The sequence below is a fragment of the Cellvibrio sp. genome, from assembly GCF_046347455.1.
Classification (GTDB): Bacteria; Pseudomonadota; Gammaproteobacteria; order Pseudomonadales; family Cellvibrionaceae; genus Cellvibrio.
Genome location: NZ_JAXMGC010000002.1, coordinates 332,729 through 345,684 on the forward strand (window position 1 = coordinate 332,729; position 12,956 = coordinate 345,684).

The window sequence follows — 12,956 nt, forward strand, 5'->3', positions numbered from 1 at the left end:
AAATGGTTGTATCTAATGGGCGATCTTAGAGCCTTTCGTCTTAACAGGGAAGTTGATGTTAGATGCCGAGTTGGTGGTTTATATCTTTCAGCGCGGCTTCAAGTTGTTCGTCAAGTTGAATTCCCTGTTCATAATGTTTTATCGATTTTTCCAATCCCGTGTTCAGTATTTCTAGCAAAGTTTGCTCTTGGTTGAAGGTTAGCCCCATGTCAACAAACGATGACTCCATGCCTAGCATTACGTCATCTACAATTTTTACGCTCTCTTTTTTGTAGTGTTTTTGCGCGCTTATCGTCTGGGCTATTTTTTCAACGTAATTTTTGAGTACAGCACCCTGTGAGCTTGCGGGCTCGCGATGAGTCAATGCATGGATTTTGTCCAAATTGAGAAGCATAGTGTTGGCGTTCTCAACCAGGGCGGCTAGGGATTTTTTCATCTCATCTGTGGTTGTGTCGTGCGATAAATTTTTTACCAGGAGTGCGACATTATCGTAGGTAAAAAATAGCCCTTGTTCGTGGGCAAAAAAGTTTCCTTCTTCTTGCAAAATTCGGGTTAAGACTTCTGCTTCAAGCTTACTGACCATACCGCTTGAGCCGGCTTCATATATTCCTGTTTCCGAGTGAATTTGAACGCAGCAATCCAAATACACATTTTCGCATTGCGTAATTAACACGTTGGCAAAATCTTGTGGATGAACGAGTTCAAGACACCTTTTGTTAAATTCCACCATGCTTCGGTAAATTTCCGCGCGTGTTTGATTGTTTTCGTTTACAAAAGCGTTTCTTTTTTCGGTGCGTTGTAATGCGAACTCAATTTTAGAGTGAAGAATGTCCGGGTGAAATGGTTTGACGATATAGTCAATTGCACCTGCAGCATAGCCGCGCAAAATCTCTTCAGTGGAATCGTTTGCTGACAGGAAAATAATATTGGTTTTACATGCTTTAATTATGGCTTTGCAGGCGTCATAACCGTTCATGGTCGGCATGGATGCATCCATCAACACCAGATCGGGTTGCACTTTGGCCGCGAGCTCTATAGCTTTTTCGCCGGAAGTGGCAGCCGTGAGTGTGTACTTATCTTTTAAACACTCCATAACCAGTTTGATGTCCTGCGGCGCATCATCGACGATCAAAATTTTGTAAGGAGTCATTGTGAATTTCCTATGATGAGTTGTTTGTTACGAACCAATTCGCTATCAACTCCGGATAAAAATTTTTCCAGCAAGGGATAAATTGCTTCTATTTCAAAATTGTCAAAATGCAGGCTAATTTGGTTGCGGAATTGCTGGTCGGGAATAGTTGCTAGAATCTCATTGAGCACTTTTTCTGCAGCGATAAAATCGGTTTGACTGGTAGCGATAAATTCGTCGACTTTTGCTGTGAGTTCCCCATAGCTTAATTGCTTGTGGGTTGTATGATGAGCAGGAATTGAAATGCGTTGCAGTTCTGTGAAAGCTTCGCTCAGCGCATCATTTGTTTTGTCAATTAATCTTTTACATTGTGCATAGTCGCTAGTTTTGCACGCTTGCTCTAGCTCGCTTGCAGCAAGAGATACCTTTTTTGCCCCTATGCTTGCGCTGCTACCTTTTAATTTGTGTGCGATTGCTTTTATTTGTTCATAGTGGTTGTTGTTCAGGCAGGTGATGAGTTTTTCGCCGTCGTCACTGTGGGTTTTTAAAAACATGAGCAATACTTTGGTTAATAATTCATGGTTTTGGTTGGTTCTAGCTAGTGCATCCAGAATGTCTATGTAAATGAAATCATTTGCTTGCAATGGTTGTGTTCTTGTATTGGTTTGCGTAGCGCATTCGATCGTTGGTGCTGGCTTATCCTGCTTGCAGGCTTCAGTCTCTTCAGGTGTGTTTGACGAAGTTGGGGTTTGTTTTTTGGAAATCCATTGTTCAAGTAGTGCAAAGATTTTTTGCGGTTCTATGGGTTTGGTGAGATGCGCGTTCATGCCAGCGTTTAGACTTTTTTCGATATCTTCTTTGCGCGCGTGAGCAGTCATTGCAATGATAGGAATCTGGCTAAAATTTCCTCCAAGTGCTCTGATTTCGCGCGTGGCTCGCAAACCATCCATTACCGGCATTTGAACGTCCATGAGTACGGCTTGATAGGGTTTTTTGGAAATAGCTTGCAGCGCCATACTGCCATCTTCAAAGCAATCAACGATAAGCCCCTGCGCACGCAAAATTTCGCTGCCGATCTCGCGATTCACAGCGTTGTCGTCAACCAACATGATTAAAGCGCCGCTGAAATGGGGTGTCGCCTTGCCTAATCCTTCGATTGATTTCGGATGAGCCTCATTGGCAGATTTTATATCGAGCCAAAACCTGAAAGTGGAGCCTTTGCCGGGAATGCTTAATGCGCGAATTTCTTTGCCCATGGCTTTGGTTAGGTGGGAACAAATAGCAAGCCCCAAACCAGTGCCACCGAACTTACGTGTAATGCTGTCGTCTGCCTGGGTGAAGGGGGAAAAAATGTGCGCAATTTTATCTTCTGCGATGCCAATGCCTGTGTCACTTACCGAGATTTCTATGGTTTGATCAGTGCACAGTTTTGCGGAAACTTTCACGGAACCTTGAGGTGTGAATTTAATGGCATTGCTAATTAAGTTATACAGCACTTGACGAACCCGAGTAGGGTCGCCTTCCATTTCTGTTGGAATCTGTGCGTCTATATCGCAATGGAGCGTGAGCCCTTTTTGTTGCGCGGCAACCAAAAAATTTTCTGTCACGTTTTTTATAATATCGGTGATACTGAAGTTAATGTGCTCCAGAGTTAATTCACCGGCTTCTATTTTGCTAACATCCAATATGTCGTTGATAATCGACAGCAAGAGCTCGCCAGATTCTTTTGCAGTGCCGAGCAAGTGGCGTTGATGTTCTGTTAGTTCGCTCGATTCCAATAAATAAATAACACCTAAAATGCCGTTCATAGGTGTTCGTATTTCATGGCTCATGTTTGCGAGGAACAAGCTCTTTGCTTCGTTGTTGGCAATAGCCAAGTCTCGTGCTTTTTGCAGTTCCAGTGTTCTGTCGAGAACTTTTTGTTCCAGCTCGGCAGTCAGGTTGGTTAGCGCTTCGTTAAGCCGATAAAGTTCAGCGCTTTTTGTTTCGAGTAGCTCTTCTGCTTGTTCTCGGGCTCTTTTTTCGCGCTCGTAACGCCGTTTGTATAATTCAAGCTCGTCTGTCATTACTCTTGTCCGCGTAACTTGAATATCGCCTTAGTGAATGTGTTTTCGCAATCAACATCTTCGCGGCTTATTTGAAAATTTTCGCCAAAATATTCCATGGAGCCTTCGATAAGGCCATGAGCTAAATGGGAAAAATCCCGTTGCGATTCGTAAATGAGATCGAAACCTGCCTTGCCGTGCTCCACATACGAAAATCGGGGTAGCTCTGCATCCGGGTATAGCTTTTTAACTTCTACGTGAATGTGATTGTCAATTTTTTTTAAAAACTCGAAGGTGCCAGAGCATTCATTAAAAAACGCAGGAAATTTTTTGGAGAAAACCGTGGCCAAATGCTTTCCAAATTGGTGCACAAGCTTATGCCCGGCGATACCGGTTTGCAGGCTTAAGGCGTTAACCATGGCGACCAACTCTCTGTGGTCATAGGTTCCGACGGTTGTGTAGCTGCCGCCCGATTTTGGTTGGGTGGCTTCAATCAACGCGTCCATGGTGCTTTCACCGAATTGTGCTTCCACCATGTCCGTAAACTCTCGAAAGACAATGCCCTTCATGTGTACCGTCCCCAGTTGCCTATGTGGATTCAGTATAGGTCAGGATTTGAGCACGCAAGGGCTGGCTCAGCTGTTAGAATGCGGCCTATTTTGTCGAAAGGGTTGTTGGATGAACGTAGAAGGTTTTTGGTCTGCCAAATGGCACCTTGTGGTGGACGCATTTGCCGCTAATTTCAATGCGGGCGAGCAGGGCGCGGGTTTGGCGCTCTACCATGCGGGTGAATGTGTGTTGAATATTTGGGCAGGAGAGCGTTCCAATCGGCTTGCTCAAATCACATCCCAAGCATGGGAAGAAAACACTCTCGTGAATGTTTTTTCAGCGGGCAAAGGTTTGGTTGCTCTGTGCGCTTTACAGTTAGTCGCGCAGGGTAAGTTGGAATTAAACGCTCCGGTTGCGCATTATTGGCCTGAGTTTGCCCAAGGCGATAAAGCAAATATCACGGTTTTGGATGTGCTTTGTCATCGCAGCGGCCTTTCTGCGTTCCATCAACACATCACCGATACTCAAATTTTTGATTGGTCTGCCATGACAACGGCTGCGGCCAATGAATTGCCGTGGTGGGCACCCGGTGATGCACAAGGTTATTCCCCGTTTATGTACGGGTGGATTGTCGGCGAGTTGGTTAGGCGTGTTAGTGGCTACGCCAGTTTTAATGATTATTTTCAAGCGCAGGTTGCGTCGCCGTTGGGCGTTAGTTGTCACTTCGGCGTTCCAGACGAAGATTTGGTTTTAATTGCCGATACAGCGCCGCTCAAACGAAACTTGGCGGCTGTCGAAAGCAACGGTGCCGATAGCGTTGCATTAGGTAAGTTGATGAAGGCCGATCCCCGCGGCGTTACCAATCGCGCCTTTTGCAATCCCATCAGTCTTATGACGGCGACTAACAGCCTTGCATGGCGGCAAGCGCAAATTCCTGCCGCCAATGCGCACGCTAACGCAAAAGCTATTGCTGCTATTTACGGTGCTTTAGCGAATCAGAAGTTGCTCCCGGCCGATGTTCTGGCTTTGTGTTCGCGTGAACAAAGCTTTGGCCAGGATCAGGTGTTGGGTTTGCCGCTGCGGTTTAGTTGTGGATTTATGCTGTCGCAAGCGGATCGCGCTGACTGTCGTTATGGACGCGGTGCGCTCGCATTTGGGCACCCTGGCGCAGGCGGAAGTATCGGCTTCGCTGACCCGGACTATCAATTAGGCTTTGGTTATGTGACTTCGCGCATGGGGCAAAATATTTTGATCGACGAGCGAGCCGTTAACATAATTGATGCCGCTTACGCTGTTTTGGGAGAGCGCAATGAACCTTGAAGATGAATTGGTTGAACTTCAAACCCGTATCGCCTTTCAGGAGGATACGATCAACCAACTGAACCAAGTAATTACCAAGCAGGATGCCGATATTATCCAGCTTCAACAGCAGATTCGCTTGCTCGCAAAACGCATAGATGAGCTGGCCTTGGCGCAAGTTGGTGGTGGTGAAGAAATCACCGATGAACGTCCACCGCATTACTAGTCTTAATAGGGAAAGAGCAGAAAATAGTTAAGTGGTTGATATAGGCGACATTTCTGTCACAAAAGTTTTGTTCTTGGCGCTTCCCATAGCAACAAATTCTTAATGCTTTATGAATTTCTTTGTCTAGACTCAGCTTGTGTCTTTTATTCTGAGTTTAGATATCGCCTATGAATTCCCCGTCATTACAGCCGTCTGAGCTAGAGCAGCTAAGTCCGCTCAGTTTGGAATACGCGCTTTTAGCGCCCGATGTTGCGGCATGGCGGTTTGATGTAAATTCAGCAAATCTTGGTTTTTCAGAAGAGTTCTCGTCCGTATTTCCGGGCTTCTCCCAATCCTTTGGTTCGTTATCTGAGCTGTTTAACAACCTGAGTTCGGCGGACAAATATGTTTTCCTGCAGGTATTTAATTCAGATCCGGTTGATTGTGACCGGGGCGTACGCGCCTGTGAGGTCAAGCTTCTCAGCAAGGCGGGCGAGTATCGCGTGCGGTTTATTGGTCGGCTCACGCTTCACAAGCAGCGCCAATATGAAGGCGTCGTAGTACCTAGCACCCATTGGCTGGCTAATCCGGGCGTTGAGACCAGCAACAGTTTGCTTAGCACTCTCTTTGCGGAAAACCCCATCGCCTGTTTAATGACCGATGCCAAAGGTGTGCTTCTGCAAGCCAATAGCGCTTTTGAAAAGTTGTTTGACCTGAGTTCTCGCAAAGCAAGTCTGGCGATGGGCCGTTACAACCTGCTACGTGATAAACAACTTCTGACCATGCCGGAGATGCCTGCACTTTTGCAAAAGGTTTATTGCACCGGTGAAACCCTGAGCGTGGATTTAACCTATGCGTTGGATCACAAGCTTTTTGCGCATCTCAAACAGGAGAACAAAAGGATAAGCTTGCGAGCGAGTCTGTTGCCGGTGCGAAACCGGGCGGGCGAGTTGGAACGCGTGCTCATTCAGCTGCAGGATCGAACGCGCGAGGAGAGTGTGCGTGAAATTCTGCTGCAACAGCAGCGCGCACTCCAGGAAAGCGAAGCTAGTTATAAAGCATTTATTGCCAATAGTAGCGAAGCCATTTGGTGTTACGACATGGTTCCGCCCATTTCTCTCGATGACTCCATCGAACTCCAAGTTGAACTCATGGCGGAAAATGCGCGTTTGTCGCAAGGCAACAAAATGTTGGCGACTATGTTGCGCGCTGAATCTGTACAGGAATTGATTGGGCAAGGCTTGCGCGAAAGCGGCTCTACTCGGTATGTGTTTGATTTACAATTTTTTGTGAAAAATAAGTACCAAATGATTGATCACGACGTTATTCGTGAGGATAGCAAAGGGCGCCGTTATTATTTTCAAATTTCCTGTGTAGGCGTCATTGAAAATAATTACTTAACTCGTGTGTGGGGTACAACAAAAGATGTCTCCGTACGCAAACGTTACGAGCAAAAACTGGAACACATTTCGTTCCATGATTCTCTCACAGGGTTACCCAACCGAGCCTATATCTATCAAGAAATTGAACGATTTTACGCGAGCGACGAAGAAAAGTTAGGTGCTTTGTTATTTATCGATTTGGATCGCTTTAAAGAAATTAACGATACGCTTGGTCATCAAGTAGGTGATCGTTTGTTGCAATTAATCGGTCCACGTATTCAGTCAGAAATGCACGAAACCCACGGCATAGTGGCGCGTATGGGCGGTGATGAATTTGCGATTTTCCTGCCCAAAATACGCAATCAACAACACGCCGTCGTGTTTGCCCATTGCATTCTGGATGCACTGCGGTTGGAATTTAATTTAGAAGTTTTTTGTGCAGAAATCAGTGCGAGTATTGGAATTGTTTTGGCGCCGACGCAAGCGCGCGATGTAAATGAATTGATGCGCTTTGCAGATGTCGCCATGTATTACGCCAAAGAGCAAATGTCCGGTATCGCGGTTTATAAACCTGAAATAGATCCACATTCTCCCAAGCGTTTAGCCATGATGAGCGAGTTGGGCCGCGCTATTCGTGAAGATCAATTGTGTTTGTATTATCAGCCCAAAGTTAAGTTGGACAGCAAAACTTTTTACGGTTTTGAAGCGCTTTTACGATGGAATCATCCCGAGCTTGGGTTTGTTCCGCCCAACGAATTTATTCCCATCGCAGAAGTCACGAGTTTAATTCATCCGTTGACAGCGTGGGTGTTGGAAAAAAGTATCGCGCAATGTTGTTTATGGCATTCGCAAGGTCTAAATGTCAGCGTTGCCGTGAATTTATCAGCGCGCAATTTACTCGACGAAAATATGCCGAAACTTGTGCGCAATTTATTGCAAAAATATGGCTTGCCTGCGAGTTCACTGGAGTTGGAAATTACTGAAAGCTCCATCATGAGCGATCCGGCGCGCGCGTTGCGCGTGTTGCAGCAGCTTCATGATTTGGGTGCGCAATTATCGATTGATGATTTTGGAACAGGTTATTCATCGCTCGCTTATTTGAAAAAATTACCCGTTCAAACGCTGAAGATTGATTACTCGTTTATTCGCAATATGCTTGAAGACAAGCAAGATGAATTGATCGTCGAATCTACCATTCACCTAGCGCATAGCTTGAGCTTGAAAGTGGTGGCTGAGGGCGTCGAAAACGCCGCATTGATTGAACGTTTGTCATCCATGGGTTGTGATGAAGCTCAGGGATATCACATCGGTCGACCCATGGCGCTTGCCCAAATCGACGAGTGGATGGCCGAATCTGCATGGACTGAACGCTAGCTTTTTCTCGCCCCGAAAGTCACCGTTTTTCCCTTCCCAAAAATCATACATTTTCCGTCGCAATCGGCGGATTTTGGCTTCTGTGAAGAAATGCGAATCTTTTACAAAAAGTGCTAAAAAGAGGCCGACTTGTGCGGGAATTTCCCTTATACTGCCGCACTTTACCAGCCATAGTTGCTAATCCAGATTAATAAGGCCGCTTCTTCATGTTCATCAAATCCTTGCGTGGAGCTTTCTCTAACGATCTCTCTATTGACCTCGGCACCGCCAACACCCTGATTTACGTTCGTGGCCGTGGCATTGTTCTCAACGAACCCTCTGTTGTGGCGATTCGCCATCACGATGGCCGTAAAACCGTAGAAGCGGTAGGCATCGAGGCCAAGCGTATGCTGGGCCGTACCCCTGGCAATATCACCGCCATTCGTCCACTTAAAGACGGCGTGATTGCAGATTTCCAAGTGACTGAAAAAATGCTTCAGCACTTCATCAAAAAAGTTCACGAAAACAGCTGGTTCAACCCAAGCCCTCGTGTACTCATCAGTGTTCCTTGCTTATCCACCGAAGTTGAAAAACGTGCAATCCGCGAATCCGCTCTAGGCGCGGGGGCGCGTGAAGTTCGTTTGATCGACGAGCCAATGGCAGCGGCGATTGGTGCAGGCTTGAAAGTGGCTGAAGCGAGCGGTTCTATGGTGGTGGATATCGGCGGTGGTACCACTGAAATCGCGGTTATCTCCCTGAACGGTGTCGTTTACTCTGACTCTGTACGCATTGGCGGCGACCGCTTTGATGAATCTATTGTTAACTATGTTCGCCGTAACTACGGCAGTGTGATTGGTGATGCAACCGCTGAGCGTATCAAGCAAGAAATCGGCTGTGCCTTCGCCGGTAGCGAAATCCGCGAGATCGATGTTCGTGGCCGCAACTTGGCGGAAGGTGTGCCTCGCAGCTTTACCCTCAGTTCTGACGAAATCCTTGAAGCGCTGCAAGAGCCTTTGGCGGGTATCGTTCAAGCGGTGAAAAGCGCTCTCGAGCAATCGCCACCAGAACTGGCGTCAGACATCGCCGAAAGCGGTGTGGTACTGACTGGCGGTGGTGCCTTGTTGCGTGATATTGACCGCCTGCTCTCTCATGAAACTGGCTTGCCTTTCATTGTGGCTGAAGATCCATTGACCTGCGTTGCCCGTGGTGGCGGTATGGCTATGGAGATGAACGACAAGCGTATTGATTTGCTGTCGTCGTAAAATCCCTGATTCAGACTGAAGCGCTGGCAATGCCAGCGTTTTGCTTTTACAGGAGACACAGTCATTAAACCCCTATTTACCAACAGCACTTCGCTCAGCACACGAGTCATCCTGCTTATTGCAGTGACAGTGGCGCTGATTCTGGTTGGCATCTATACGCCTTGGCTCAAGCCGGTGCGCCAGCAGCTCAATTTTCTTGCAGTTCCCTTTTATCAATTGACCGATATTCCCCGCCGTGTTGGCGACTGGGCGAGCGGTTCTTTGGCTTCTGAAAAAGACCTGCGTGCCGAAAACGATCGCCTCAAAACAGAAGTGCTTATCTACCAGCGCAAACAGCAGCAAATGGCAGCACTCGCCGCTGAAAACGTTCGCCTGCGCCAGCTTTTGAACGGCAAAGACATGCTGCAGGACAAGGTGCTGATCGCCGAGTTGATGGGGGTATCCCCAAATCCGCTTAGCCACGTGATTATGATTAACCGCGGAACCCGCGAGGGTGTTTACGAAGGTCAACCCGTGCTGGACGCCTTTGGGTTAATGGGGCAGGTTGTGGAAGTGGATGAAGACAGTGCCCGCGTCTTACTCATTTCTGATTCGACCCATGCGATTCCGGTACAAGTTAACCGCAACGGCGTACGTGCGATTGCCGAAGGCACCGGCGATCTAAACCGCTTGAGTCTGCGCCACGTGTCGATCAACGCCGACATTCGCGAAGGCGACATTTTGGTCAGCTCTGGTTTGGGTGAGCGGTTCCCGGTGGGCTATCCCGTTGCAGAAGTGGAGCAAGTTGTGCGCAACTCCGGCCAAGCCTTTGCCCGCGTGATTGCCCGCCCCATGGCTCGCTTGGATCGTAGTCGTCATGTGTTGCTGGTATTCGATACGCACACGCAGCCCGATTCATCGGTAACAGCCTCGGTGTCATCCTCTAGTAGCATTGCCTCTTCAGCAGTTTCTTCGGCGGCGTCATCTTCTGCAGCTTCGTCAGTGCAATCATCGACCAAAAAATCTGCATCCTCGGCAGGGCGCAGATGATTCCTCATCGCTGGCATTCCTACATGGTCATCCTCGCCAGTTTTGCGGTGGCCTTGGTGTTGGCGGTGTACCCTTTGCCACTTGAGTGTCGCTGGTGGCGTCCCGAGTTTGTATTGCTGGTAGCAATTTACTGGATCTCGGTTTTCCCACTCACCATTAGTCTGTTTTTCTTGTGCTTTGTCGGGCTCTACCAAGACTTATTGGAGGGCGTGCCTTTCGGGCAACACAGCTTGTCGTTGATCATAGTGGCTTACATCTGCATTTTGTCCTATCAACGTGTACGCAACTTCGCTATCTGGAAAGAAGCGGGTTGGATCTTCGTGTTGGTTGGTTTAGCGCAATTGCCGGGTAATTGGGTGCAAAGTATGTCGGGTCGTCCACTTTCAGGAATCCTATTCCTAGCGCCTGCATTTTCTAGCGCGTTGGTTTGGCCACTAGTAAGGATGCTGCTGGATCGCGTAAGCCGACATTACCGCATCACCTAAAAACTCACATAAATTTATAAGATATTTCGCGTAAATCGCGCTCGTTCAGTAGGAGTTCATGGTGAATCTGCAAGATGAGCCGTCTATTTATCTGGCATCCCAATCGCCGCGTCGCCGTGAGTTGCTTCAGCAAATTGGCGTACTTCACCGCGTTGTGGCAGCAAATGTGACAGAAGTGCCGCGAACCCAAGAATCACCTAGTGCCTATGTGCAGCGCTTGGCGCGTGAGAAGGCCGAAGCCGGTTTCGCTACGGTCAAAGCCAGCCAAATGCCGGTAAAGGCCGTGCTGGGCGCGGATACGATTGTTGTGGTGAATAACGAGATTTTAGAAAAACCGCAGGACGCTCAACACGCCGCCGCCATGCTGCGCAAACTCGCCGGAACTGAGCACCAGGTCATGACGGCAGTTGCCATGATTATGCAAGAAAAGTGCAGCGTAAAACTTTCGGTGACTGATGTGGTCTTTCGTCCGCTTGAAGATGATGAAATCGCCGCCTACTGGAAAACGGGCGAGCCGTGCGATAAAGCAGGTGGCTACGGTATTCAAGGGTTGGGTGCTGTTTTCGTGCAGCAAATTCGCGGTAGTTATACCGGTGTTGTAGGCTTGCCCATTGAGCAAACAGTCGCACTTTTACAAGAATTCGCCATTCCTTATTGGCAACAAACAGCTTAACTGGCAAAAGACAACTAAAGTCTAAGGCCCGGCTGCAATAACAGACGAGCTCACTATGAGTGAAGAAATTCTAATCAACGTATCACCCGTGGAAACCCGCGTTGCGCTGGTTGAGAATGGGGTGGTGCAGGAACTCTACATTGAGCGTAGCCACGGCAAGGGCTACGTGGGCAACATCTATAAAGGCAAGGTCGTGCGCGTGTTACCCGGCATGCAAGCCGCGTTTGTCGATATTGGTTTGGAACGAACAGGGTTTATCCACGCGGCTGACATGGTGCCGGAAGCGCCAGAAGGCGAGCCTAGAACTGCCGAGATTCCTGACATCCGCACCTTGGTACGTGAAGGTCAAACCATCCTCGTTCAGGTCGCTAAAGATCCCATCAGTACTAAAGGCGCGCGCTTGACCACGCATCTCACGCTCTCGTCGCGCTATCTCGTTTACATGCCTAACAGCAGCCATATAGGTGTTTCGGTACGGATTGAAGATGAACAGGAACGCGAGCGTTTGCGCGGCATTATGGATTCTGCCTCCGAACACTATTCCATCACGGGCGGATTTATTGTTCGCACAGTCGCGGAAGGTGCAACGGCAGAAGCCATATTGGCGGATATTCCTTTCCTGCAAAAACTCTGGGCAGATTTAACTGAAAAACTCCCCAGCATTCCCGTGCCGGGCGTAATTCACAAAGACATGCCGCTTTACCTGCGCGCTTTGCGTGATCTTGCTCGTGCACCTATCGACAAAATTCGCGTTGACTCTCGCCTTACTTATCAACAAATGCTGGATTTCGCGAGCAACTATTCACCGCAGTTGGTTGATCACATCGAGTGCTATACCGGCGGTCGCCCTTTGTTGGATTTGTACGGCGTCGAAGAAGAGATTCGCCGCGCGCTGGATACACGTGTTCCGCTGAAATCAAACGGCTATTTGATTATCGAACAAACCGAAGCAATGACCACGGTGGACGTTAATACCGGTGCGTTCGTTGGTCATCGAAATCTTGAAGAAACTATTTTCAAAACAAATTTGGAAGCAGCGACCGCTATTGCTCGCCAGCTTCGTTTGCGAAATCTGGGCGGTATTATCATTCTTGATTTTATCGACATGCAGGATCAGGAACATCAACGTCAGGTTCTGCGCACTTTAGAAAAAGCATTGGAAAAAGATCACGCCAAAACGCGCATTACCGGCGTTTCAGAATTGGGCTTGGTGGAAATGGCGCGCAAGCGCACCCGCGAATCTTTGGGGCAAATGCTGTGTGAACCTTGCCCTGTGTGTGCAGGACGCGGGCAAGTTAAATCGGCGGAAACGGTTTGCTACGAAATTTTCCGTGAAATTTTGCGCGAGTCACGCTCTTACGATACGCAAAAATTTTTAGTACTCGCTGCCCCAGTTGTGGTAGATCGCTTGCTCGACGAAGAAGCCGCATACGTCGCTGACTTGGAAGCTTTTATCGGCCGCACCATTGAGTTCCAAGTTGAAAATTTATTTACACAAGAGCAGTACGACATTGTGTTGGTGTAAGCACCGAGAAGTATTTTAGG

11 protein-coding genes are annotated in these 12,956 nt (G+C 48.1%); 8 read left to right on the plus strand and 3 right to left on the minus strand.

The features are described from left to right. Positions 1–58: 58 nt before the first annotated feature. From U1F02_RS05315 to U1F02_RS05325, 3 genes are read right to left on the minus strand one after another with little or no spacing between them, the layout of a single operon-like run. Positions 59–1,150: a PleD family two-component system response regulator gene (locus U1F02_RS05315; protein WP_409989328.1), complete on the minus strand. Its 1,092-nt coding sequence runs from the start codon at positions 1,148–1,150 to the stop codon at positions 59–61. Beyond that, positions 1,147–3,195 (minus strand): ATP-binding protein, encoded by a 2,049-nt coding sequence (locus U1F02_RS05320; protein WP_409989329.1) that lies wholly within the window; start codon positions 3,193–3,195, stop codon positions 1,147–1,149. The genes U1F02_RS05315 and U1F02_RS05320 overlap by 4 nt, the downstream gene beginning before the upstream one ends. Next, on the minus strand, positions 3,195–3,743 hold the full coding sequence (locus tag U1F02_RS05325; RefSeq protein ID WP_409989330.1) for a heme NO-binding domain-containing protein: 549 nt from the start codon (positions 3,741–3,743) through the stop codon (positions 3,195–3,197). Before U1F02_RS05325 ends, U1F02_RS05320 begins: the two co-directional genes overlap by 1 nt. 109 nt (positions 3,744–3,852) lie before the next feature. On the opposite strand from U1F02_RS05325, the gene U1F02_RS05330 reads away from it, so the two are divergent. The 8 genes from U1F02_RS05330 to rng all read left to right on the plus strand — a co-directional run bounded on the left by U1F02_RS05330 (position 3,853) and on the right by rng (position 12,936). Further along, positions 3,853–5,043: a serine hydrolase domain-containing protein gene (locus tag U1F02_RS05330; protein ID WP_409989331.1), complete on the plus strand. Its 1,191-nt coding sequence runs from the start codon at positions 3,853–3,855 to the stop codon at positions 5,041–5,043. After that, positions 5,033–5,248 (plus strand): SlyX family protein, encoded by a 216-nt coding sequence (locus U1F02_RS05335; protein WP_409989332.1) that lies wholly within the window; start codon positions 5,033–5,035, stop codon positions 5,246–5,248. The genes U1F02_RS05330 and U1F02_RS05335 overlap by 11 nt, the downstream gene beginning before the upstream one ends. A gap of 167 nt (positions 5,249–5,415) precedes the next feature. Continuing rightward, positions 5,416–7,983, plus strand: a complete 2,568-nt coding sequence (locus U1F02_RS05340) for an EAL domain-containing protein (RefSeq protein WP_409989333.1) — start codon at positions 5,416–5,418, stop codon at positions 7,981–7,983. 206 nt (positions 7,984–8,189) lie between these two features. Beyond that, positions 8,190–9,224 (plus strand): rod shape-determining protein, encoded by a 1,035-nt coding sequence (locus U1F02_RS05345; RefSeq protein WP_409989334.1) that lies wholly within the window; start codon positions 8,190–8,192, stop codon positions 9,222–9,224. 63 nt (positions 9,225–9,287) lie between these two features. Next, on the plus strand, positions 9,288–10,253 hold the full coding sequence (gene mreC, locus U1F02_RS05350; RefSeq protein ID WP_409989554.1) for a rod shape-determining protein MreC: 966 nt from the start codon (positions 9,288–9,290) through the stop codon (positions 10,251–10,253). Then, positions 10,250–10,738 carry a rod shape-determining protein MreD gene (gene mreD, locus U1F02_RS05355; protein WP_409989335.1) on the plus strand — a complete coding sequence of 163 codons (489 nt, stop codon included), beginning with the start codon at positions 10,250–10,252 and terminating at the stop codon, positions 10,736–10,738. Before mreC ends, mreD begins: the two co-directional genes overlap by 4 nt. A gap of 58 nt (positions 10,739–10,796) precedes the next feature. Continuing rightward, a complete protein-coding gene (locus U1F02_RS05360; protein ID WP_409989336.1) occupies positions 10,797–11,411 on the plus strand; it encodes a Maf family protein in 615 nt (204 codons plus the stop codon). A gap of 55 nt (positions 11,412–11,466) precedes the next feature. After that, positions 11,467–12,936, plus strand: a complete 1,470-nt coding sequence (gene rng / locus U1F02_RS05365; protein ID WP_409989337.1) for a ribonuclease G — start codon at positions 11,467–11,469, stop codon at positions 12,934–12,936. Positions 12,937–12,956: the final 20 nt, after the last annotated feature.